We start from the raw sequence: 23,352 nt of genomic DNA on the forward strand, positions 1-23,352 counted from the left end.
ACCCCCGGGCCGGTGGCGGTCACGCGCGCCGGTTGATCTGGAAGGTCGGCACGGTCACGTCGGCGAAGAAGTCCTGGCCCTTGTCGTCGACCACGATGAAGGCCGGGAAGTCCTCGACCTCGATCTTCCAGACCGCCTCCATGCCCAGCTCCGGGTACTCCAGCACCTCGACCTTCTTGATGCAGTCCTGCGCCAGCCGGGCCGCCGGGCCGCCGATCGAACCGAGGTAGAAGCCGCCGTGTGCCTGGCACGCGTCGGTGACCTGCTTGCTGCGGTTGCCCTTGGCCAGCATCACGAACGAGCCGCCCGCGGCCTGGAACTGCTCGACGTAGGAGTCCATCCGGCCTGCCGTGGTCGGGCCGAACGAACCCGACGCGTAGCCCTCGGGGGTCTTGGCCGGGCCCGCGTAGTAGACCGCGTGGTCGCGCAGGTACTGCGGCATCGGTTGGCCCGCGTCCAGCAGTTCCTTGATCTTCGCGTGTGCGATGTCGCGTGCGACCACGACCGGTCCGGACAGCGACAGCCGGGTCTTGACCGGGTACTTGGACAGCTCGGCCCGGATCTCGCTCATCGGCCGGTTGAGGTCGATCTGCACGACGGTGTCGTCCAGGTCCTCGTGGGTGGTGTCCGGGAGGTACTTGGCCGGGTCGGTCTCCAGCTCCTCCAGGAACACGCCCTCGGCGGTGATCTTGGCCAGCGCCTGACGGTCCGCCGAACAGGACACCGCGATCGCCACCGGGCAGGACGCGCCGTGCCGGGGCAGCCGGATCACCCGCACGTCGTGGCAGAAGTACTTGCCGCCGAACTGCGCGCCGATGCCCATCTGCTGGGTCAGCTTGAGCACCTCGGCCTCGAACTCGACGTCGCGGAAGCCGTGACCCAGCGGCGAGCCCTGGCCGGGCAGCGTGTCCAGGTAACGGGTGGAGGCGTACTTCGCGGTCTTGAGCGCGTGCTCGGCGCTGGTGCCGCCGACCACGATGGCCAGGTGGTACGGCGGGCAGGCCGCGGTGCCCAGGGAGCGGATCTTCTCGTCCAAGAAGCGCAGCATGCTCTGCGGGTTCAGGACGGCCTTGGTCTCCTGGTACAGGTAGGACTTGTTGGCGCTGCCGCCGCCCTTGGCCATGAACAGGAACTTGTACGCCTCGCCGGGAGTCGCGTACAGCTCGATCTGGGCGGGCAGGTTGTTGCCGGTGTTCTTCTCGTCCCACATGGTCAGCGGGGCCATCTGCGAGTAGCGCAGGTTCAGCTCGGTGTACGCGTTGGAGATGCCTCGGGACAGGTGTTCCTCGTCCCGCCCGTCGGTGAGCACGTGCTGGCCGCGCTTGCCCATCACGATCGCGGTGCCGGTGTCCTGGCACATCGGCAACACGCCGCCGGCCGCGATGTTGGCGTTCTTGAGCAGGTCCAACGCGACGAAGCGGTCGTTGGCCGACGCCTCGGGGTCTTCCAGGATCCGCGCGACCTGGGCCAGGTGGCCGGGCCGCAGCAGGTGCGAGATGTCGCGCATCGCGGTCCGCGCGAGCAGCGTGATCACCTCGGGATCGACGTTGAGGAACCGCCGCCCGCCCGCCTCGAACGTGGACACGCCGTCGGCGGTCAGCAGCCGGTACGGCGTGGTGTCCTCCCCCAGCGGCAGCAGGTCCGTGTAGGCGCTGAAGGTGTTCTCAGGGGCGGGCATCGTGATCCTCACTCATGCGGTATCGGGGCCTGCTCCAGGGTAGAGCGGCCCCGAATCGGTCACGGCCCCGAGGTCACCGGCGGCGCCGGGTGGTAGCGCGCGCCCGGCGAGTACGGAGGTTTGTCACCGTCCCACGGCGGCGGCCGGTAGCCGGGCCGAGGTTCGAGCTCGCACGGGGCCACCGGACCGGTGGCGAGGGCGAAGGACCCGAACGAGCCGGATTGCCCGCCGTGATCGTAATAACCCTCGGTGAGCACGAGGGTGGTGCCCGGCGGGATCAGCCCGGGAACCAGTTCGTGCCACCCCTGCACCAGGTGGGCGATCTCGGCGTCGTTCAGCAGCTCGCCGTTCTCGGGCCGGGTCGGCTCCCAGTGGTAGATCGCGGTGAGGCCGTCGCCCGGCATCTCGTATTCGGTGAAACGCGGCTGCTTGCACCGCTTCTCCACCGGTACGTAGTCCACCACCACCGGGACGCCCAGCTCGCGCAGTCGTTGTTCGAGCGCCTCGGGGTTGCGGAACTCGACCACCCGGAACAGGATCCGCCCGTCGTCCTTCCTGATCACCTTGAAGGGCTGGGCATCGGCTGAGGAGCCGTCGACCAGGAGCGGCGCGCCGACCGAGAGGCCGGTCGCGAGCAGCACCGACGCGGCCAGTCCGAACACCGTCCGCCGGTTTCGCCCGAACCGTCGGCCGGTCCGGGGCACCGGCGGCACCGTGTCGTCGGCCGCGGCCACCTTCCGCAACTCGTCCAGCAGTCGTTCCTCGAAGGTGCTCATGCCTTCGCCTCCGCTCGCAAAGCCGTGCCGGGGGTGTCCGTCGGGTACGTCCGAGCACGTGCGCCCTCGGTACGCCGGTCGTCCCCCGGTGCCGGGCGGGTCGGCTCCTCCCGGTCCGCCTTCAGCTCCTCCGTCAGCCGCCGGCGGGCCCGATGCAACCGCACCCGAGCCGACACCGGGCGGATGCCGAGCGCCGCCGCCGCCTCGGTCACGTCCAACCCGTCCAGGTTGACCAGTTCGAGCACCGCGCGATCGGCCTCGGACAGCCGCTCGATCGCCCGGTAGACCCGTCGGGCCGCCGCCTCGGCGTCCAGCCGCTCCTCGATCCGGACCAGGTCGTCGGCGTCGAGCAGGCGCCGACCGGCTATCCGGCGCGACGCGTGCACCTCGCGGGCGGCCCGCCGTCGCTCGCTCGCGACCACGTTGCGCGCCACCCCGTACAACCAGGCCCGCTCACCGCCCGGGCCGCCCCGATAGGTCGCCGCCGAGTCGAGCACGGCGAGGAACACCTCCGCGGTCAGATCCGCCGCCGCGTGCGGATCGGCGACCCGGCGGGCCACGAAACGGTTCACCGCGTCGATGTTTCTCCGATAGAACGCCTCCAGGAGGGCCGGGTCGCGTGCGATCCCGGTCACGTCCCCGATGGTGGGCCCGTCCAAGTCGCACTCCTCGGTCCGATGAACGTTGTCATCGGTTTGTGGGCGGCGGGCCCACGGGTGTTGCGGGCTGCGCGGAGATTTCCGCGGCCGACTCCCCGACCGACACCGCTTCCGGCACCGCTTCCGGCACTGCCGGGTCGCCGTGTTCGGCCCGCATGCCCAGCACCACGCCCAGTCCGACCAGGAGCGCGCCGCCGAACTGCCCCACCGTCGGCGCACCGGTGCCCAGGACCAGCCCGGACATCGCCGCCGTCACCGGTACCAGCCCCATGAACAGCCCGGCCCGCTCCGGCTCGATCCGCGCCAGCGCCGAGTACCACAGCAGGAACGCCCCGGCGGTGAGCGGCAGCGCCAGGTAGAGCAGGGCGGCCAACTCCGTCCCGGACGGCATCCGGAGCATCTCGCCGCCGTCGGTGAACACCCCCACCACCACCATCTGCGGAATCGCCATCGCGGTCGCGTACGCGGCGATCCGCCAGGCCCCCAGTCGCGGCAACAGCGGCACCGCGATCAGCGTGAAGCCCATCTCGCACAACGCCACCCCGCACGCGAAGAGCAACCCGAGTGCCGTACCGCCGCCGAGCCCCTGCACCGTCGCCGCCCCCGCGACCACCACCAGCGAGGCGAGCAGCACCGACCGGCTCGGCCGTCGCCCGCCCAGCACCGGCGCGGCCAGCACCAGCAACAGCGGCGTGGCGCCCAGGATGCTGCCCACGGTGGCCGGATCCGCCCGGTCCAGCGCGGCGAACAGGAACAGGTTGAACAGGGTCTGGCCGCACAACGCGAGCAGCCCCAGCCGGAGCAACTCCCGCCGGGTCGGCCGCAGCAGCGGGATCCGGCGCAGCCGCAGCACCCCGAACAACACGAGCGCGGCCACCGCGTAGCGCACCATCTGGCCGCCGGTCACCGGATAGTCCGACAACACCGCGGAGACCCCGGCGGCGGCACCGATCAGCCCCTGTGCGGACGCCGCGCACACCAGACCGATCGAACGGGGAGACATCGAGGAGGGCTTCATGTGACGTAACGTTAGGAAGCCGGTGGATTCCCCGGCAGAGCCACTTCCGGGCCGAAAAACCGGACCAATTCCGGATCGCCGACGCACCGGTCGGCCCCGGCGAACCCGAGGGCAGGTGTCCCGAGTGCGTGAACTCCTCGTCCACCTCGACCGATCGGCGGGCCGGCTCGGCGCCCAGGTGCAGGCGGGCCTGCGGGCCGCGATCCGCTCCGGCCGACTCCCGGCCGGCTTTCGCATGCCGTCCACCCGGGCGCTCGCGGAGAGCCTGGGCGTCTCCCGGGGCATGGTCGTCGACGCCTACGAGCAACTGGTCGCCGAGGGCTATCTGACCTCGCGGCACGGCTCCGGCACCCGGGTCACCGCGGCCTGCACCGCACCGCAACCGGCCGACCCGGGCGGCCCGGAGCCGACCGTCCCGATCACCCACGACCTCAAGCCCGGGGTACCCGACCTGGCCGCGTTCCCGCGCGCCGCGTGGTCGGCCGCGACTCGGCACGTGCTGCACACCGCCCCGCACAGCGCGTTCGGCTACCCCGGCCCGTCCGGCACGAGCGAACTGCGCGTCGCGCTGACCGACTACCTGGGCCGGGTCCGCGCCGCACAGGCCCGCCCCGAACACATCGTGGTGGTCGACGGCGTGGCCCAGGGCCTGTCCCTGGTCTCCCAGGCACTGCGCCGACGCGGCCTGGACGTGCTCGCGGTGGAGGACCCCTCCAGCGATCGCCAGCGCGACGTCTTCACCACCCACGGCCTCGGCGTCGCCTACGCCCGCACCGACTCCGAGGGCATCGACGTCGACGCGCTGGCCCGTACCGGCGCTCGCGCGGTGCTGGTCACCCCGGCGCACCAATACCCCACCGGCGTGGTCCTGTCGCCCCGCCGCCGCGCGGCCCTGGTCGACTGGGCGCGCGCCAACGACGCACTGATCGTGGAGGACGACTACGACGCCGAGTTCCGCTACGACCGCGACCCGGTCGGCTGCCTCCAGGGCCTGGCCCCGGACCGGGTGGTGCACCTGGGTTCGACCAGCAAGGCGCTGGCGCCCGGGATGCGGCTGGGCTGGGCGGTGCTGCCCGCGCCGCTGATCGAGCGGATCCACGAGCTCAAGACCAACGCCGATCTGGGCTCGGCCACCCTCCCCCAACTGACCCTGGTCCGGATGCTGGCCACCGGGGCGTACGAGCGCCACCTGCGCACGATGCGCGCGCACTACCGGATCCGCCGCGACGCGGTGGCCGAGGCGCTCGCCGAGCACCTGCCCGCGGCCCGCGTGCACGGCATCGCCGCGGGCATCCATCTCTACGTCGAACTGCCGCCCGGCTCCGACGAGTTCGCCACCGTACGGCGGGCCCGGGAACACGGCGTGCGGGTGGCGCCGATGGCCGAGTTGCGCGCGATCACCGCCGGCCCGCCCGCGGTGATCATCGGATACGCCGGGCTCTCGCCCGACCGACTGCGCGAAGCGGTGCGACTGCTCGCCCGGTCCGTACTCCCGGCCGTTGCACCCGCGAGTTAGATTTACCTCGTGGACAACAGCCCAGAGCGTCGAGCCCAGCCGCCCACCCCCGAGCTGCGTGCCTCCGACGCCGACCGCGACCGCTACGTCAACGTGTTGCGGGACGCGCTCGCGGAGGGCCGGCTGACCGCCGACGAACACGCGGAGCGGGTGGACGCGGCGCTGGCCGCGAAGACGCTGCGCCAACTCGAACCGCTCATCGCCGATCTCCCCGCGCCCGGCCCGATCGGCTACGAACCCGCGGCGGCCAACGCGGTGCCGCCCCGCCCGGCCCGGTCGAACATGTTCGCGTTCTGGAGCAGTTCGACCCGCAAGGGCCGCTGGCGGGCGGGCTCGAAGCTGAACGCGGTCGCGGTGATGGGCGGCGTGGAGATCGACCTCACCGACGCGGTGTTCGACGAACCCGAGCTGGTGATCAACGTGTTCACCATCTGGGGCGGCATCGACATCCGGATCCCGGAGGGCGTCACCGTCCGCGATCACGGGTTCGGCTTCATGGGCGGCTTCGATGTGCACGAGCAGTACACCGACGATCCGCGCGCACCCGTCGTGGTGGTCAAGGGCATGGCGATCATGGGCGGCGTGACGGTCAAGGCGAAGCGCCGCAAGGAACAGCGCCGGCGCGAATTCGACCACGACCCCCGCCCCGGCGACCCGGGCGACCGCTTCCGCAAGGACTCGCAACACCCCGAGATCGACCGCTTCCGCAAGGACCGGGATCGACCGTAGGACGGCAGGCCGCGGCCCCCACCCGTGCTCGGGGCGGGGGCCGCGGGTTCGACGCCCGGATCAGTAGGCGTCGTACGGGATCACCGAGTACGGCAGCGGCACCGAGGTGCCCGCCGTCCACTGCTGCGCCGCCGAGCCTCCGGCGGGCTGCTGGGTGATCGCGCCGTTGCCTGCGCTCGGCGCGGTCGCGACCAGCCCGGAGACCCGGCTGATCAGTCGGCCGTCCGCGCCCACGTCGAAGCGCAGGTTGTTCAGGTAGGCGCCGTGCGCGTCGTCACAGCGCCAGATGCCCATCCCGGCACCCGCCGCCGCGGCCCCGCGGTTGTCGAGGCAGTACGCCGGGTCCTTGAGGCTGTGCAGTTGACCCGTGCCGGGGTTGCGCCACCACTTCTGGTTGGTGTTGCCCGTGCAGTCCCAGGCCAGCACACCGCGCCCGGAGCTCATCTCGCCGCCGTCCACGTCCAGGCACTTGGCGGTACCCCCGGCCTTCAACTCGGCGAAGCGCACCGACTGCCCGGGCTCCTTCACCCAGCGCTGCGCCGCCGAACCGTCGCATCCGGCCAGCACCAGCTTGGCGCCCACCGTCGCGTCCGCAGCCGCCGGTGCCACGCACAGGGATTGGGTATCGGCCGGTCGCAGCGTGCCCGCGACCTCGACGAAGCGCTGGTTGCCGCCGCCGTTGCAGTTCCACAACACCAGCGCGGTACCCGAACTGCGCCCGCCGCCCAACGGATCCACACACCGGTCCTGACTCAGCTCGGTGTGCAGCGACTGGTTCGCCGCGTCGTACCAAAAGCCCTGATTGCGCCCGCCGTGACACGCCCACAGGCCCACCGGGGTGTAGTTGCGCGAGGAGAAGCCGTACGCGTCGGCACACAACCCGACGCCCTCGTTGCGCAGTTGCCGGAAGTCGGCACTGAGCACACCCTGGTACAGCGTGGCCGCCCCGGTGCTTGCCGAGTCCGCGCAACTCGCCTGATTCCACCCCGAGTTGTAGAGCTGGGTCAGACAGGACGCGAAGGCCAGATGACCCCGGGCGTTGGGGTGGAAGCTCTGTCGGGTGGTGTTCGGGTCGAAGATGTCCGGCCCGGCGAACCACAACCCACGCGCCCAGGTGTTGTCGGTACAGACCTCGTGCCCGTGGAACAGCCGGGAGTTGTCCAGGTAGGTCGCGCCGGTGTTCGCCGCGGCCTGGCGCTCGGCCCGCTCGAAGATCGGCACCGCCTCGTTGCGCCCCCACGCCGCGTCGCGCAGGTAGCCCAGACAACCGCCGCCGTACCAACCGGGGAAGTCCGGGTTGTCCTCGACGTCCGGGGCGATCGGCGACGGGTAACCCATCACCACGAGCTTGTAGTCGCCGGCGAGGTAACCCGCGTCCGCCATCGTGGTCTTCAGGTCGCGGACGGTCTGCTCGACCTTGGGCCGCATCGCGTCGGCGCGTGCCTGCCAGCCGGATTGGTAGGTGCCGTAGCACTCGCCCTGGAACAACACCCGCCTGGTCACGCAGTCGGTCATGGTCGGGCCGAACTGGATGTCGTCGTTGGCGCCCGCCACCAGCAGGATCAGTTGCACCCTGGTGTTGCGCGCCTTGATCGCCAGGTTGTCCGACTGCACCAATTCGTCGGCGTACTGCTTGGCGCCGCCGATTCGGATGTTCACGGTGGACGCCCCGGAGCACGCGACGTTGTAGGTCACGTCGGCCGGGATCCCGGTGCGGTGGATGGCCGCGTCGGGCGACCGGTGACACCAGTTGTCCGGGCCGTCCGTGCCGGGTTCGTACACGCCGACGCCCTCGCCGGCGATCTCGCTGTCACCGAGCGAGATCAGCGAGGTCTTGCGCTCGGCCAACGGTTTGATCCCGGTGCTCCCGTACAGCGCTTGGGCCTCGTGCTGCCGGATCGTCTCCAGCCCGGGAGACAGCGCGGTGGCCGCGGGACCCGCCGAGGTCGTGCCGGCCGCCTGGCCCGGCAGACCGCCGGTGAGGCCGATCAGGGTGGCCATCAGCGCCACCGGTAGCACCTTGTTGCGCACTCGCTCGAATGTGGACATGCACCCTCGCCTTCGTGGCATGGAAGGAACACGCACGAGCCGCCCAAAGGGGACTTGGGCACTGTGAAGCGAAAGAAAGCTACCCGCGGGTAGACGGGAAATGAAGGCATCTGCGTGACAACCCTGCCCGCGCCCGCGGGCCGCCGGCGCGCGTCCGGGCCGATCGAAGCGGTTGCCCTATCGTGGAAGACGGCGGGATCCACCGTCCGCACGTATTCGACAGGTGATTCCCATCAGCACTCGCACCCCGACGTTGTCGCAGCTCAGGGCCTTTTCCGCAGTCGCCGACTATCTGCATTTCCGGGATGCCGCGGCGGCGGTGGGCACCAGCCAGCCCGCGCTCTCGGGAGCGATCGCCGCGCTGGAGGAGGCGCTGGGCACCCAGCTCGTCGAGCGCACCACCCGCCGGGTCCTGCTCACCCCGGCCGGCGAGCGGGTCGCGCGGCACACCCGCCGGGTGTTGGACGCGCTGGCCGATCTGGTCGACGAGGCGGAATCCGCCCGCCGCCCGTTCACCGGCCCACTGCACCTGGGCGTGATCCCGACCGTGGCCCCGTACGTGCTGCCGGCACTGTTGCGGCTGATCCGCGAGGAGTATCCGGAGCTGCGGCTGTACGTGCACGAGGAGCAGACCGGCTCGCTGCTGGACGGGCTCACCGGCGGTCGACTCGATCTGCTGCTGCTCGCGCTGCCGTCCGGCATCTCCGGCGTCGAGGAAATCCCGCTCTACGAGGAGGACTTCACCCTGGTCGTGCCCGAGGGGCACGAGTTGGCGGGCCGGTCCGACGTGCCCCGCGCGGCGCTGCGCGGCCTGGACGTGCTGCTCCTGGACGAGGGCCACTGCCTGCGCGACCAGGCCCTGGACGTATGCCGCGAGGTGGGCGCGGGCGAGGCGGGCGCGACCCGCGCGGCGAGCCTGCCCACCCTGGTGCAACTGGTCGCGGGCGGCCTGGGCGTGACCCTGCTGCCGCAGACCGCGATCGACGTGGAGACCCGACCGGGCTCACAACTGGCGGTGTCCCGGTTCGTCGCGCCCGCCCCGTACCGGCGCATCGGCCTGGTGATGCGATCCAGCACGGGACGGGGCGAGGAGTTCGCGAACCTGGCGGCGGCACTGCGCCGCGCCGTCGACGCGCTGCCGGTCCGGGTGGTGGAGTAGCTCCGCCCGGGAAGGGCCGACGGCCGACGGCCCCGGCCGATCCGCCGCGATCGGCCGGAACCGCTCGCTAGGCGATGCGGACGTTGTCCGCCCAGTCGTCCGGGAGCTGCGGCAGTGGCCAGGCCGGGTCCGGGCGCCAGTTCTCCCACCCCTGGTCGAACGGCGCGCCCCAGGCCCGGATCGCCTCGACGGCGGCCCGCCCCTCGGCCTCGATCGCCTCGACCTGCTCGTCGGTGAGCCGACCCGCCTCCCGGGACGCGGCCAGTTCGTCCTGGTCCTTGTACTCCCAGCGCCGGTCCGGGGTGACCCACACGTCGAGCACGTGGTCCTCGGTGTCCACCCCGCCGGACCACCGGGTGCGCGGGCGTTCGAGGTTGACGTACCAGCCGGAGAAGCGCCAGTCGGCCTGCCAGAACAACCAGACCGACCACGGTTCGCCCGGTCGGGCCAGCATCAGCACCCCGGTCCCGGTCCACTCGACGATCGAGGGGATGCGGCCGAGTCGGAATCTGCGTTCGATCGGCGCGGTACGGATATCCGATCCGTCCGGCAACATCGGCTTGACCCGGGAGGTGCCCCCGGCCAGCCAGACGGCGAGTTGGTCGGGGTCGTCGCGAACGACGGTCACCGGACGGCAGTCCAGGACCTGATCGCCGCGTAGATAGCGCCACAACACCTGGTCGCCGGGAGACCAGGCGCCGGGCGCGGAGCGGGGATCCTCGAAGTGCTCGTGCATACGCAGAATGTTGGACATGACCTTGGTTTACCCAGGGCCCGTGACACCTGACCGTGAGTCATGTTACGGGTGGGTCATCATGCGAAGAACATCACGGGTGTGCGGGTACGCACGGTTGCCGCGCGTGCGACGCGCGTGGGGTCACGGACGGGTCATCCCGAGCACGTCCAGCGCCGTGTCGAGCTCGGCCTCGGTCAGCCGGCCCGCCGAAACGTGGCCGCGCTCGATCACCACCTGCCGGATCGTCTTGCGCTCGGCCAGCGACTGCTTGGCGATCCTCGCCGCCTCCTCGTAGCCCAGGAAGCGGTTCAGCGGGGTGACCACCGACGGCGAGGATTCGGCGTACTCCCGCATGCGTTCCACGTCCGCCTCGATGCCTGCGACCGTGCGATCGGCCAGCACCCGCGTCACGTTGTCGAGCAGGCGGATCGATTCGAGCAGGTTGCGGGCCATCACCGGAAGCATCACGTTGAGCTCGAAGTTGCCCGCCGCGCCGCCGAAGGCCACCGCCGCGTCGTTGCCGATCACCTGCGCGACCACCTGGCCGACCGCCTCCGGGAGCACCGGATTGACCTTGCCCGGCATGATCGAGCTGCCCGGTTGCAGATCCGGCAGCCGGATCTCGGCCAGCCCGGTGCGCGGCCCCGAACCCATCCAGCGCAGGTCGTTGACGATCTTGTTCAGCCCGACCGCGATGGTGCGCAACTGCCCGGACAACTCGACCAGTGCGTCCCGCGCGCCCTGTGCCTCGAAGTGGTCGCGCGCCTCGACGAAGGCCAATCCGGTGGAGGCCGCGATCTCCGCGATCACCCGCGCCGAGAAGCCCGGCGGGGTGTTGATGCCGGTGCCCACCGCGGTGCCGCCCAACGGCAGTTCGACCACCCGCGGCAGGCTCGCGTGCAACCGCTCGACGCCGTACCGCACCTGCGCCGCGTAGCCGCCGAACTCCTGACCCAGCGTCACCGGCGTGGCGTCCATCAGGTGGGTGCGCCCGGACTTGACCACGTCGGCGAACTCGGTCGCCTTCGATTCCAGGGTGGACGCGAGGTGGTCGAGCGAGGGGATCAGTCCGTGGGTGACCGCGAGCGCCGCCGCGATGTGGATCGAGGACGGGAACACGTCGTTGGACGACTGGGACGCGTTGACGTGGTCGTTGGGATGCACGTCCCGACCCAGGCGCTCGCCGGCCAGGGTGGCGAGCACCTCGTTGATGTTCATGTTCGAGGAGGTGCCCGAGCCGGTCTGGAACACGTCCACCGGGAACTGGTCGGCCCACCGACCGGTCACCACCTCGGCCGCGGCCTGTTCGATCGCCTCCGCGACGTCCCGCTCCAGCACGCCCAGTTCGGCGTTCACCCGAGCCGCCGCGCCCTTGATCCGGGCCAGCGCCTCGACGTGCGCGGGCTCCAGGCGCTGTCCGGAGATCGGGAAGTTCTGCACGGCGCGCTGGGTCTGCGCCCGCCACTTGGCGGCGGCGGGCACCAGTACCTCGCCCATCGAGTCGTGCTCGACGCGAAACTCGCCGGTCGAATCTGCGGACGGTGCTGCCTCGGACATCGCTGTCGCCTCCTGGATGAGCGTTCCAAGGCCACAACGGCCCGCCGGCCCGGCCTGTTCCTTATCGAAGCGCGGGGCGGGCGCGGGCCGGGCCCGGGGCGTCCCTACCCGATCAGCACGACATGCAACGTGCGCGGCCCGTGTACGCCCTCCACCCGCTCCAGTTCGATGTCGCTGGTCGCCGACGGGCCGGAGATCCAGGTCTGCGGGCGGCGCGGATCCAGCCGGGCGATCGCCTCCGGCACGGTGCCCACGATCTGGGCGGCGCGCACCACGCACAGGTGGTAGTCGGGCACCAGGGTGAGCGCGCGACGCCCCTGGTCCGGGCCGGTGTCCAGGACGATCGTGCCGGTCTCGGCGATGGCCAGCGCACATCCGGTGGCCACCGCGTCGATCTCGCCGAGCGTGTCGTTGTCCAACGGGGGCGAGTCCACCACCAGTTCGACGCCGAGCCGGGCCAGCCAGGCGAGCCGGTTCCCGGGCGGCACCGCCAGCCGGGTGGCACCGGCGGTGCGCAGCAGTTCGCTCGTGCCCAGCAGCAGATCCCGGGTGTCCTGCACACGCAGCACGGTGGCCTCGTAGTCGGCGACCCGTTCGGCGAACCGGCCGACCACGTCCAGGCCCGCCGGGCGCTCGCGCCGATACGTCCGACGCACCGGCGGCGGCTTGGGCCGGTCGTCCAGGGCCGTGCGCAGCCGGTCCAGGATCACCGTACGGGCCTCGCGGTCCGCCTCGTATCGCTCCACCGTCATTCCTCCAGACCGCCGTCGGTGCGCTTGTACCAGGAGCGGAACGACTCGGCCGCCGGCGCGGGCGCGTCCCGGTCGGCGAACCACGCGCCCACCGGCCCGGTGAACCGCTTCGGCAGCGGGACCCGGCCGATCACGCCGTGCCGGGCGAACCGCGCGCCGACCCCGGCCACGTGCTGGGCGAAGCCGATCCGCCACGGTTTCTCGAAGGTCCACCGCACGGCCGCCATGCCGACTTCCTCGGCCCGATCGTGCGGTCCGCGTCCGCCGTCCACAACCTGTGTACGAAGGTGTACGAGCACCTCGGGGATGTCGATCCGCACCGGGCACGCGTCGAAGCACGCGCCGCACAGCGAGGAGGCGAACGGCAACGACGCGGTCTGCGCGTCCACCCGGTGTGCCGCGATGCCGCGCAACTGCGGGGTGAGGATCGCGCCGATCGGCCCGGGATACACCGACCCGTACGCATGCCCCCCGGTGCGCTCGTACACCGGGCACACGTTCAGGCACGCCGAACACCGGATGCAGCGCAGCGCCTGCCGGCCCACCGGGTCGGCCAGCACGTCGGAGCGGCCGTTGTCGAGCAGGATCAGGTGAAAGTCCTGCGGGCCGTCGCCGGGGGTGACGCCGGTCCACATCGAGGTGTAGGGGTTCATCCGCTCGCCGGTCGAGCTGCGCGGCAGCAGTTGCAGGAACACCTCCAGATCGCCCCAGGTGGGCAGCAGCTTCTCCACCCCGAGCACGGTGATCAGCGTCTCGGGCAGGGTCAGGCACATCCGCCCGTTGCCCTCCGACTCGACCACGCACACCGTGCCGGTGTCGGCGATCGCGAAGTTGCCGCCGGAGACCGCGACCTTGGCGCGCAGGAACTTCTCCCGCAGATGCCGGCGCGCGGCGGTGGCCAGCGCACCCGGCGCATCGGTCAGGTGCTCGGGCGCCGGTCGACCGACCCCGCCCATCTCACGGACGAAGATCTCCCGGATCTCGGCCCGGTTGCGGTGGATCGCGGGCACCAGGATGTGCGACGGCAGGTCCTGTCCGAGCTGCACGATCAACTGCGCCAGGTCGGTCTCCCACGCGTGGATGCCCGCCGCGGCCAGCGCGTTGTTCAGCTCGATCTCCTCGGTGACCATCGACTTGACCTTGACCACCTCGTCCACGCCCTTGGCCCGGGCGATCGCGACCACGATCGCGTTCGCCTCGGTCGCGTCCCGGGCCCAGTGCACGACGCCGCCGGCCGCGCGGACCGCCACCTCCAGGCGTTCGAGGTGGCCGGGCAGTCGGGCCAGCACGTCGTCCTTGATCGCCTCGCCCGCGCGGCGCAGCAGTTCCCAGTCGGGCAGTTCGGCGACCACCTCGTCGCGCCTGGCCCGGATGGTGTGCGTGGCCGCGCGCAGGTTGGCCCGCTGGACCTCGTTCGCCAACTCCGCGTGCGCGGCCTCGGGGAACGGCGGCATGCCGACGAATGTGGGTTCCCCGCGTACGGATGCGGTCATCGCGCTACCTCCGGTCCCGGGGCCTGCCCGGCGGCGAACCCGGCCCGATCCGGGGCCGGCGCGTATGGCGGCACGTCCGGCAGCGCCTCGGTGCAGGCCAGGATGTCCGCGAGGTGCAGCACTCGGATGCCCGCGTGGTGTCGCGACATCAGTCCGCCGATGTGGGTCAGGCACGAGTTGTCGCCCGCGCACAACACCTGGGCGCCCGATTCCAGCGCCGCGCTCACCTTGTCGTCGCCCATCGCCACCGAGGTGTCCACGTTCTTGACCGCGAACGTGCCGCCGAATCCGCAACATTCGTCCGCGCGCGGCAGGTCCACCAGGGTGAGGCCGCGAACCGCGCGCAGCAGTCGGGTCGGCCGATCGCCCACCCGCAGCAGGCGCAACGAGTGGCAGGTGGGGTGGTAGGCGACGCTGTGCGGGAAGTAGGCGCCCACGTCGGTGATGCCGAGCACGTCGACCAGGAACTCACTGAACTCGTACACCTTCGGCGCGACCCGCGCGACGCCGGCCGGCAGCGAGCCACCCGCCTCCCGGGCCACGCTCGCGTGGTACTCGCGCACCATCGCGGTGCACGACCCGGACGGCACGACCACCGCGTCGTAGCCCTCGAAGGCGTCCACGAAGGACCGCACCAGCGGCACCGCGTCCTTGCGGTAGCCGGAGTTGAAGTGCATCTGCCCGCAGCACACCTGGCCGTACGGGAACTCCACCTCGTGTCCGAGGCGCCGCAGCACCCGGACCACGGACTTGCCGGTCTCCGGGAAGAGCGTGTCGTTGAAGCACGTGACGAAAAGGGCAAGGCGCACAATTGACCTCCGCGATCGACTGTACGGATGTCCTCCGGCGGGCGCCCGGCCAAACCTGTCGCACGCGTCCGGTCGTGTGACGCGGGGGCCTCGGCGGATCGGGCGGACCGCTGTGCGGGGCCCTTGTGCCCGGCCTGCGGGGTTGCACCACGTAGGGTCGGCGCATGAGCCTCCGGACGGCACTCGGCCGCCCCTTCGCCGTTGCGCGTTCGCGGTTGACCACGCGTCGATCACGTGTCCTGGCCGGTGTCCTGGCCCTGGTGGTGGTGATCGTCGCGATCGTGGGCGTCGGCGCCCTGGTCCGAGACGACCCGGCGGCGGCCGTGCCCGCGACCGAGCAGCGCATCGACGTCGCCGCCGGGCCGGGCGATCCGGCCCGGATCGGCATCGACACCACGCTGTTCCTGCCGCCGGGAGTGCGCGGGCGGGCGCCCGCCGTACTGCTCGCGCACGGATTCGGGGGCAGCAAGGCCGAGTTGCGCCGGGACGCGGAGGCGTTGGCCCGTTCGGGGTATGTGGTGCTGACCTACTCGGCCCGCGGCTTCGGCGGCTCGGCCGGGCAGATCATGCTGGACCAACCGGATTACGAGGTGGCCGACGCACGGGCGCTGATCGACTGGCTGGCGACTCGACCGGAGGTGCGGCTGGACGGGCCGGGCGACCCGCGGGTGGGCGTCGCCGGTGCCTCCTACGGCGGTGCGCTCGCGCTGTTGACCGCGGCCTACGACCCTCGGGTGGACACGATCGCGCCGCAGATCACCTGGCACGACCTCGCCGACGCGCTGTTGCCGAACGCGGCGGGCGGGGGGCCGGCCGACGGGGTGTTCAAGAAGATGTGGGCCGGGCTGTTCTTCTCGTCCGGGACGAACCCGCTGGGCTCGCTGGCCCCGATAGACGCGAACACCGGTTGCGGACGGTTCGCCGAACAGGTGTGTGCGGTCTACCGCGAGGTGGCCGTCGGGGGGAGGTCCACGCCGCAGGCGATCGACCTGCTCCGACGGGCCAGTCCGGCCTCGGTGGCGGACCGGATCGCGGTGCCGACGTTGTTGATCCAGGGCCAGAACGACTCGCTGTTCCCGCTCGACCAGGCCGACCGCAACGCTGCGGCGATCGCGCGCAACGGCGCGCCGGTGGAGACGGTGTGGACGGCGGGCGGGCACGACGGCGGCCGGCCGCAGAGCGCGATGGTGCGCGATCGGGTCACCGGGTGGTTCGACCGGTGGCTGAAGCCGGCGCAGGCGACGCCCCGGGCCGGTACGCCGACCGCCGCCGGGGAGTTCCGGGTGACCCGCTCCGGCGGGGTGGACAGCGCCACGCGTGAGCAGCGACTGCGGATCGCCGACACCGACCACTACCCCGGTCTGGGCGGCACCCGGCAGCGGGCCGTCGCGCTGGCCGGGCCGGAGCAGACCGTGGCCAATCCGCCGGGGGGCGCGCCGACCTCGGTGTCCGGGCTGCCCGGGCTCGGCCTGCTGGCCGGCGCCGGCAGCCTGGGCGCGCTCGCGTCGGGAGCGGGCGACCTGGGCGGGATCGCGTTCGACCTGCCGGGACAAAGCGCGTTCTTCCAGAGCGAGAAGTTCGACCAGAGCACCTGGATCACCGGCTCGACGACGGCCCGGGTGCGGGTCTCCGGTGCGGACGACATCGTGCTGTTCGCCAAGTTGTACGACGTCGCGCCGGGTGGCGGCACGGTGTTGCCGCACCAGCTCGCGGCGCCGATCCGGGTGAGTGGCGCCGCGGCCGGGCGGGATGTGGAGATCCGGTTGCCGGCGATCGACCATCAGGTCGACTCGGGCCACCGGCTGCGGCTCGTGCTCACCGCGACCGACCTGGGCTTCGCGTCGCCGGGCGCGCCCGCGAGCTATCGGGTCGCGCTCGCCGGTCCGTTGACCGTGCCGTCGGTGCCGCAGTTGCACGTAGCCTCGACCGGCTACCCGTGGTGGACGTGGGGCCTGCCGCTGATCGCCGTGCTGGTCGCGCTCGCGCTGCTGCTCACCGGGCGTCGACGTGCGGCGGCCGCGGCACCGGATCCGGCGCTGGCCGAGGTGCCGTTGCAGATCCGGGGACTGACCAAGCGGTACAAGGGCGGCAAGCTCGCCGTCGACGACCTGTCCTTCCGGGTGGAGGCGGGCCAGGTGCTCGGCCTGCTGGGCCCCAACGGCGCGGGCAAGACCACGACGCTGCGGATGTTGATGGGGCTGATCCTCCCGGACGGCGGCGAGATACGGATCTTCGGCCGGGTGGTCGGCCCGGGGGCGCCGGTGTTGTCCCGGCTCGGCTCGTTCGTGGAGGGCCCCGGCTTCCTGCCGCACCTGTCCGGGCGGGAGAACCTGTCGCTGTACTGGCGGGCCACCGGCCGCCCGCACGCGGACGCGCACTTCGACGAGGCGCTGGAGATCGCCGGGTTGGGCGAGGCGCTGGATCGCAACGTACGCACCTACTCGCAGGGCATGCGGCAACGGCTCGCCATCGCCCAGGCGATGCTCGGCCTGCCGGACCTGCTCGTGTTGGACGAACCCACCAACGGGCTCGACCCGCCGCAGATCCGGGCGATGCGCGACGTGCTGATCGGCTACGCGGCCACCGGCCGCACCGTGGTGGTCTCCAGCCACCTGTTGGCCGAGGTCGAACAGACCTGTACGCACGTCGTGGTGATGCACCGGGGCCGGCTGATCGCCTCCGGCCCGGTCGGCGAGATCGTCGGCAACGGCAACACGTTGGTGATCGGCACCCCGGTGCCGGACCTGGCGATCGCGACCCTGAAGGATCTGCCGGGCGTGGGCTCGGTGGAACCCGAGGAGGGCGGCGTACTCGTGCAACTCGCGGGCGCGCAGGCCTCCGTGCTGGTGGCCGAACTCGTCGGCGCGGGTGTCGCGGTGGACCGGGTGACCGCGCGCCGCCGCCTGGAAGACGCGTTCCTGACGCTCATTGGGGAGTCCTGATGACCCGCACGCTCCCCGAACTGCCGACCGACGAGGGCGCGCACCCGATCCCGGGCGCGTCGCACGCACCCGGCTATCGGCCACGCCACACGTTGCCGATCCGGGTCGAGGCCGTACGCCAATTCCGGCGCCGGCGCACCCTGTTCATGATCGGCCTGCTGCTCGCGCTGCCGTGGATCCTGGTCGCCGCGTTCAAGATCGGCGGCGATCCGTCGCCCGACGCGGTGCCCACGCTGGTGGACGTGGCGACCAAGAGCGCGCTCAACTTCACCGCGTTCACGCTGTTCGTCTCGACCGGCTTCCTGTTGGTCGTCGCGGTGGCGCTGTTCTGCGGCGACACCGTGGCCAGCGAGGCGAGTTGGTCCTCGCTGCGCTACCTGCTCGCCGCGCCGGTGCCCAGGGCGCGGCTGCTGCGGGTCAAGCTCGTGGTCGCGCTCGGCTACAGCGTGCTGGCCCTGGTACTGCTGCCGCTGATGGCGTTGATCGCGGGCGCGATCGCGTTCGGCTGGGGCCCGTTGGACCTGCCGGTGGGGGCGTCGCTGCCGACCGGCGAGGCGCTCGGGCGCATGTCGGTCGTGGTCGTCTACGGCGTGGTGGCGCAACTCGTGGTGATGGGCATCGCGTTCTGGCTCTCCACGGTCACCGACGCGCCACTGGGCGCGGTGGGCGGCGCGGTCGGTCTGGTGGTGGTCTCCAACATCGTGGACGCGGTGACGGCGCTCGGCTCGTGGCGCGACTACCTGCCCACGCATTGGCAGTTCGCGTGGGTGGACGTGCTCCAGACGGACCCGCAATGGGACGGGATGATCAAGGGCAGCGCGGTCTCGGTCGCGTATGCGGTGGTCTTTTTGGCGTTGGCTTTCCGCCACTTCGGGCGGAAGGACATCGTGTCGTGACGGTTGTGTTGTGACGTTTGCACCGTGACGTTTGGGTCGTGACATTCGTCCTGCGTTGGCCACCGGCGGTAATGGTTATCAATCCGAAACCCCGTCGTCATTAGCATTCAGAGCCGTCCGAACTCATCGAACGCACCTGAATGGAACGTGACTTCGTGAATGTTCGAGTTGGGCCGGCGAGATCGCGTCGCGGCACCGTCCTGGCGGCCTGCATGTCCGTCGCCTTCGGATTGACGGTCGTTCCCGCCGCGGCAGAGGATTCCGGACTGGCCCCGTTCCTACGGCAGTCGGTGTCCTGGGCGCGGTGTGTTCCCGGACCACCCCCGTCCGACATTCCGCAGGAGGAGTGGAACAGGCGGTGGGCCGGGTTGGATTGCACCACGTTGACCGTCCCGCTGAACTATCGCAAACCCGGTGACGGCCGGCTCGACATCGCGGTGAGCCGCCGCAAGGCCGACAGTCCGGCCAAGCGACAGGGCGTGCTGCTGGTGAATCCCGGTGGGCCCGGCGGCGAAGGGCTGGCGTTACCGACCGAACTGGCCGGGGAGGCGATCGCGGGCAGCTTCGACCTGATCGGCTTCGACCCACGAGGGGTGGGCCGGTCCACGCCGCTGCACTGCGAGGCGGTGGAGCAATCCGTCCCGCGACCGACCCGGCCGACGGACGCGCAGTTCCCGGCGATGGCCGCCGCCGCGCTGCAACGCGAACAGGCGTGCCAACGGGCGGGCGGCGGTATGCGGCCGTTCGTCAACACCGCGAACACCGCTCGGGACATGGACTTGATCCGGGTCGCGTTGGGCGAGAAGAAGATCAATTACCTCGGGTTCTCGTACGGTACCTATCTCGGCGCCGTGTACGGCAGCCTGTTCCCCGGCCGGCTCAACCGCAGTGTGCTGGACTCGTCGATGCACCCGGACTGGCTCTACTACGAGCAGTTCAAGCAACAGGCCGTCGCGGCCCGGCAGAACGTCGAAGCCTGGGCCGGCTGGGTGGCCGAGCGGGACAACACGTATCACCTGGGCAACTCGCTCACCCGGGTGATGGCCAATCTCGACGCGATCGGCGAGCAACTGGCGATCAAGCCGGTGCCGTCGCCCGGGTATCCCGAAGACCCCAAGATCGACCGCAACTACTTCGACGCCATGCTGGGCTACGAGACCGTTCCGCGTGCCGTCTGGGCGCTGATGGCCGAACTGGTCATCGAAATCAGGAAGGCGGTCGGCGGAACGTTGTCCGCCGACGCGGGCAAGGCCCTTGCGGTGCTGGCCGAACGGTCCATCCCGCCGACGGTCAACGGCACCTACCAGGCGGTGACGTGCGAGGCCGACTGGCCCACGGACCCGAACGCCTACTACGAGCAGATGCGGATATTCCGCGAGCGGTACCCGTACGGCAGGGGTGCGGCGGCGGCCGAGCCGACCGAATGCACGTTCCGGTCGTTCACACCACAGGAGCGGATCACCGACCTGAAGCGCAAGGGCTACCCGATCGGAGTCGTGGTCCAGGCCGAGTTCGACCCGGCCACCCAATACGACGGCGGCCCGGCCATGGCGGCCAAGCTGGACGACAACCTGATCTCGGTCACCGACGAGGGCACGCACAGTCTGTACGGCCGCAATGGCTGCGTCACGAAGAAGGTCGACGACTACCTGATCAACGGCGTGCTCCCCGGCTCCCGCGCCACGTGTGCCGGTCCGCCGAGGCCGGACGTTCCGGCGGATGGCGCCACAGCTCGCTCGACTCCGCAGCCGGACCGGTCTCTGGAGGAACGCGCCCACGAGGTGATCGAGAACCGCAAGCCGAACCGGCGGTTCTGAACCCCGGGACGACGTGGGCGCCGGCCGGCCCTGCGCGCGGGTCGGCCGGGGGTCGGGTCGGGTCGGCCGGGGGTCGCGAGGGGGGTCGTTCACGTAGTCCGGCGTGTGATGACCTGCGTGGACGCTGCGCAGGGCAACACGAGGTCGGCAAGTAGGGCTTGCATGTCCGCGTAATCGAGGACGAGGCCCCCGCCACGAGGGTCCCGCACCGGCAGAGGCAACGGCGCACGCGAGAGGCTGTCCACCGTCCTGATCCTGTCGCCGACGGGCGGTCGATGCCATCGGATTTGACCCTGACGCAGGGTCAACCTCCCAGCATGGTCGGCATGACTACGAAAGACGACGATGCGATCGAGGCTGCGGGGCCGGGCCGGGCGTACGACGACAACGAGGAGCGGGCCGGCCGGCGGTTCACGGTGCACCACGACGGGGTCACGATTCCGGTGTCTCGGGGCGGGCGGGGACGACCGCTGGTCCTGGTCCCGGGGCTGATGTCGACCCAGGCCGACCTACACGAACTGATCGAGCTGCTGCGGCTCGACCACGACGTGGTGACCTTCGACCTCCGGGGCCACGGCCTCTCCTCGGCCGGCGATCGGTACACCTTCGAGGCGTTCCTCGGCGATCTCGTCGCGGTGATGTCGGAGATCGCCGCGTCGGAGCCCGGGCGCGCCGTCCCGCCCATACTCGTGGGCTACTCCCTCGGCGCGGACCTGGCCGTGCACTACGCCGCCGAACATCCGGACGCCGTCGCCGAACTCGTGATCATCGACGGGGCAAACCCGCTGCCGGAACCGTTCATCACCGAGATCGACCTACCGGAATTCCGCGCAATGGCAGAGGACCCGACAACCCGGCGTGAGATCGAGCAGGCCATCGGCACGCCGCGTCAGGTGCTACCCACCGCCAAGGAGATCTTCGACCTACAGTTGCAAATCGACGTGGTCCGCTCCCGAATCCTCGACCGATTCCGCAAGGTCACCTGCCCCATAACCATGATCATGTCGACCTCGATCGCCGGCACCGGCACGGACGGCCGCACCCCCCGTCACAACCACCTCTGGCGCACCGGCATCGCACGCCTACTCCACGAGCCCCCACCCACCCCCACCGTGACCTGGCTCCCCACCAACCACCGACTCGTATTCACCCATGCCCGAGAAATCGCCCAACTCATCCAAACCAGCCCCACCCAGGCCCCAGCCCCGGCTCCAGCCCCGGCTCCCCGAACAGCTCCCTGACCACCGCAGGCCGGCACCATGGCCGCCTCTCTCGGCCGAGGTGGTCAACCCTGTCGAGGGAGTATGGATACTCGAAGTCGACGCCTGCGGGCGGGTGTTGGTGGGGTTGGGTGCGGGTGGCTTTGTGCTAAACGGTCGGCGTGGGCCGGCGGAGATGGGCCCGGGTCCACGGTCACCGGCGGTCAGGAGCCCTGGGCTCCCCGGCGAGAGGTGGGTGTTGCTTGCCGGAAAGGCGCTGGCAACGGCGGAGCGGGAGGGCGGCCGAGTGGGGTTCGCCGGGGAGCCTTCCCGAGTTGGTCGGGCGTTCGCGGCCTGCGGTCGCGACTTGGTGGGCAGCGGGAGGCTCAGTGCTAAACGGTCGGCGTGGACCGGCGGAGATGGACCCGGGTCCACGGTCACCGGCGGCCGGGAACCCTGGACTCCCCGGCGAGACGCTGGTGTTGCTCGCCGGAAAGGCGCTGGCAACGGCGGAGCGGGAGGGCGGCCGGGTTGGGTTCGCCGGGGAGCCTTCCCGAGTGGGTCGGGCGTTCGCGGCCGGCGGTCGCGACTTGGTGGGCAGCGGGAGGCTCAGTGCTAAACGGTCGGCGTGGACCGGCGGAGGTGGGCCCGGTCCCACGGTCACCGGCGGTCAGGAGCCCTGGGCTCCCCGGCGAGACACAGGCGTTGCTCGCCGGAAAGGCGCTGGCAACGGCGGAGCGGGAGGGGAGCCCGGTGAGGTTCGCCGGGGAGCCTTCCCGAGTGGGTCGGGCCGTTTCGACGGGCGTTTCGGGGTGGGTGCGCGGGCGGAAAGGCCGCCCGTGGGTTGGGCGGGTCTCGATCCGGATCGCGGGACGCCTTCGGACCCGCTGTTTCGGGGCTGACCTGCGGTTTTGTGCAACCGGCCGGCGAGAGTGCGTGCCGGGGGCCGGGTTGCGCACGCAAGCAGCCGATTTCGCGTGGGTCAGGGCTCTCGGTGGGCGTTTCGGGTCGGCGCGGCCGGGTGGAGAGCTGTCTGTGAGCCCGGAGGGTCACGACCCGGATCCCGAGACGGCTGCCCGCACCCGGGGTTCCTCTGACCTGCGGTTTTGTGGGACCGAGCGGCGAGAGCAGGTGCCGAGGGCCGGGTTGCGCACGCAGGCGGCCGATTTCGCGTGGGTCAGGGCTCTCGGTGGACGTTTCGGGTCGGTGCCGCCGGGCGGAGAGCCGTCCGTGAGCCTTGAAGGGTCACAACCCGGATCCCGAGACGGCTTCCCACACCCAGAGTTCCACTGACCTGCGGTTTTACGTGACCGCGCGGCGAGAGCGCGTGCCGAGGGCCGGGTTGTGCGCCCCAGCGACCGCAACCGCCCACCCACGGCCCGCTCTTCTTCTCCCCTCCCGCCACCACACACCCACCACAACCCGAAACGGCCCGACCCTCTCGGAAAGGCTCCCCGGCGAACCCCACCGGGTGAGGTGCCCTTGATCTTCCGGACAGCGACCCGCGTAGGGTTGTAGGAAACCGGAAAGAGAAAGCACGTGCCAAAGAGATATACACAGCAGTTCA

General features: G+C 71.2%; 17 protein-coding genes. 7 read left to right on the top strand and 10 right to left on the bottom strand.

The features are described 5' to 3' along the window. Positions 1–19: 19 nt before the first annotated feature. From ACH4U8_RS37380 to ACH4U8_RS37395, 4 genes are read right to left on the bottom strand one after another with little or no spacing between them, the layout of a single operon-like run. Positions 20–1,678: a fumarate hydratase gene (locus ACH4U8_RS37380; RefSeq protein ID WP_360314537.1), complete on the bottom strand. Its 1,659-nt coding sequence runs from the start codon at positions 1,676–1,678 to the stop codon at positions 20–22. A 59-nt stretch (positions 1,679–1,737) separates the two neighbouring features. After that, positions 1,738–2,454, bottom strand: coding sequence for a hypothetical protein (locus ACH4U8_RS37385; protein WP_395782659.1), 717 nt, complete (start codon positions 2,452–2,454; stop codon positions 1,738–1,740). Continuing rightward, entirely contained in the window at positions 2,451–3,089 is a 639-nt protein-coding gene (locus ACH4U8_RS37390) for an RNA polymerase sigma factor (RefSeq protein ID WP_395782660.1), read from the bottom strand. The genes ACH4U8_RS37385 and ACH4U8_RS37390 overlap by 4 nt, the downstream gene beginning before the upstream one ends. 52 nt (positions 3,090–3,141) lie before the next feature. Then, complete coding sequence (locus ACH4U8_RS37395; protein WP_395782661.1) at positions 3,142–4,131, bottom strand: EamA family transporter; 990 nt, start codon at positions 4,129–4,131, stop codon at positions 3,142–3,144. Positions 4,132–4,255: 124 nt separating this feature from the next. Here ACH4U8_RS37395 and ACH4U8_RS37400 point away from each other — a divergent pair, with 124 nt between their 5' ends. Next, positions 4,256–5,647, top strand: coding sequence for a PLP-dependent aminotransferase family protein (locus ACH4U8_RS37400; RefSeq protein WP_360314533.1), 1,392 nt, complete (start codon positions 4,256–4,258; stop codon positions 5,645–5,647). Positions 5,648–5,656: 9 nt separating this feature from the next. Continuing rightward, positions 5,657–6,376: a DUF1707 domain-containing protein gene (locus tag ACH4U8_RS37405; protein WP_395782662.1), complete on the top strand. Its 720-nt coding sequence runs from the start codon at positions 5,657–5,659 to the stop codon at positions 6,374–6,376. Between the two features lie 60 nt (positions 6,377–6,436). On the opposite strand, the gene ACH4U8_RS37410 is transcribed toward ACH4U8_RS37405, so the two are convergent. After that, positions 6,437–8,425 carry a ricin-type beta-trefoil lectin domain protein gene (locus ACH4U8_RS37410; protein ID WP_395782663.1) on the bottom strand — a complete coding sequence of 663 codons (1,989 nt, stop codon included), beginning with the start codon at positions 8,423–8,425 and terminating at the stop codon, positions 6,437–6,439. Positions 8,426–8,651: 226 nt separating this feature from the next. Here ACH4U8_RS37410 and ACH4U8_RS37415 point away from each other — a divergent pair, with 226 nt between their 5' ends. Further along, positions 8,652–9,584: a hydrogen peroxide-inducible genes activator gene (locus tag ACH4U8_RS37415; RefSeq protein WP_360314693.1), complete on the top strand. Its 933-nt coding sequence runs from the start codon at positions 8,652–8,654 to the stop codon at positions 9,582–9,584. 67 nt (positions 9,585–9,651) lie between these two features. Here the strand turns inward: ACH4U8_RS37415 and ACH4U8_RS37420 are convergent, their stop codons facing one another. The 5 genes from ACH4U8_RS37420 to ACH4U8_RS37440 all read right to left on the bottom strand — a co-directional run bounded on the left by ACH4U8_RS37420 (position 9,652) and on the right by ACH4U8_RS37440 (position 14,931). Then, entirely contained in the window at positions 9,652–10,338 is a 687-nt protein-coding gene (locus ACH4U8_RS37420) for a DUF402 domain-containing protein (RefSeq protein WP_360314529.1), read from the bottom strand. 123 nt (positions 10,339–10,461) lie between these two features. Then, positions 10,462–11,877, bottom strand: a complete 1,416-nt coding sequence (locus ACH4U8_RS37425; protein WP_395782664.1) for a class II fumarate hydratase — start codon at positions 11,875–11,877, stop codon at positions 10,462–10,464. 104 nt (positions 11,878–11,981) lie between these two features. Beyond that, positions 11,982–12,629: an LUD domain-containing protein gene (locus tag ACH4U8_RS37430; RefSeq protein WP_360314525.1), complete on the bottom strand. Its 648-nt coding sequence runs from the start codon at positions 12,627–12,629 to the stop codon at positions 11,982–11,984. Then, positions 12,626–14,122 (bottom strand): lactate utilization protein B, encoded by a 1,497-nt coding sequence (locus tag ACH4U8_RS37435; protein ID WP_395782665.1) that lies wholly within the window; start codon positions 14,120–14,122, stop codon positions 12,626–12,628. Before ACH4U8_RS37435 ends, ACH4U8_RS37430 begins: the two co-directional genes overlap by 4 nt. Beyond that, positions 14,119–14,931 carry a (Fe-S)-binding protein gene (locus ACH4U8_RS37440; RefSeq protein WP_360314521.1) on the bottom strand — a complete coding sequence of 271 codons (813 nt, stop codon included), beginning with the start codon at positions 14,929–14,931 and terminating at the stop codon, positions 14,119–14,121. Before ACH4U8_RS37440 ends, ACH4U8_RS37435 begins: the two co-directional genes overlap by 4 nt. Before the next feature lie 164 nt (positions 14,932–15,095). On the opposite strand from ACH4U8_RS37440, the gene ACH4U8_RS37445 reads away from it, so the two are divergent. From ACH4U8_RS37445 to ACH4U8_RS37460, 4 genes are all read left to right on the top strand, one after another. Further along, positions 15,096–17,873: a CocE/NonD family hydrolase gene (locus ACH4U8_RS37445; protein ID WP_395782666.1), complete on the top strand. Its 2,778-nt coding sequence runs from the start codon at positions 15,096–15,098 to the stop codon at positions 17,871–17,873. After that, positions 17,873–18,769, top strand: coding sequence for an ABC transporter permease (locus tag ACH4U8_RS37450; protein ID WP_395782667.1), 897 nt, complete (start codon positions 17,873–17,875; stop codon positions 18,767–18,769). The genes ACH4U8_RS37445 and ACH4U8_RS37450 overlap by 1 nt, the downstream gene beginning before the upstream one ends. Before the next feature lie 383 nt (positions 18,770–19,152). Next, positions 19,153–20,586, top strand: coding sequence for an alpha/beta fold hydrolase (locus ACH4U8_RS37455; protein ID WP_395782668.1), 1,434 nt, complete (start codon positions 19,153–19,155; stop codon positions 20,584–20,586). A 326-nt stretch (positions 20,587–20,912) separates the two neighbouring features. Then, entirely contained in the window at positions 20,913–21,827 is a 915-nt protein-coding gene (locus ACH4U8_RS37460; protein ID WP_395782669.1) for an alpha/beta fold hydrolase, read from the top strand. Positions 21,828–23,352: the final 1,525 nt, after the last annotated feature.

This window comes from Embleya sp. NPDC020886, from assembly GCF_044333915.1.
Classification (GTDB): domain Bacteria; phylum Actinomycetota; class Actinomycetes; order Streptomycetales; family Streptomycetaceae; genus Embleya.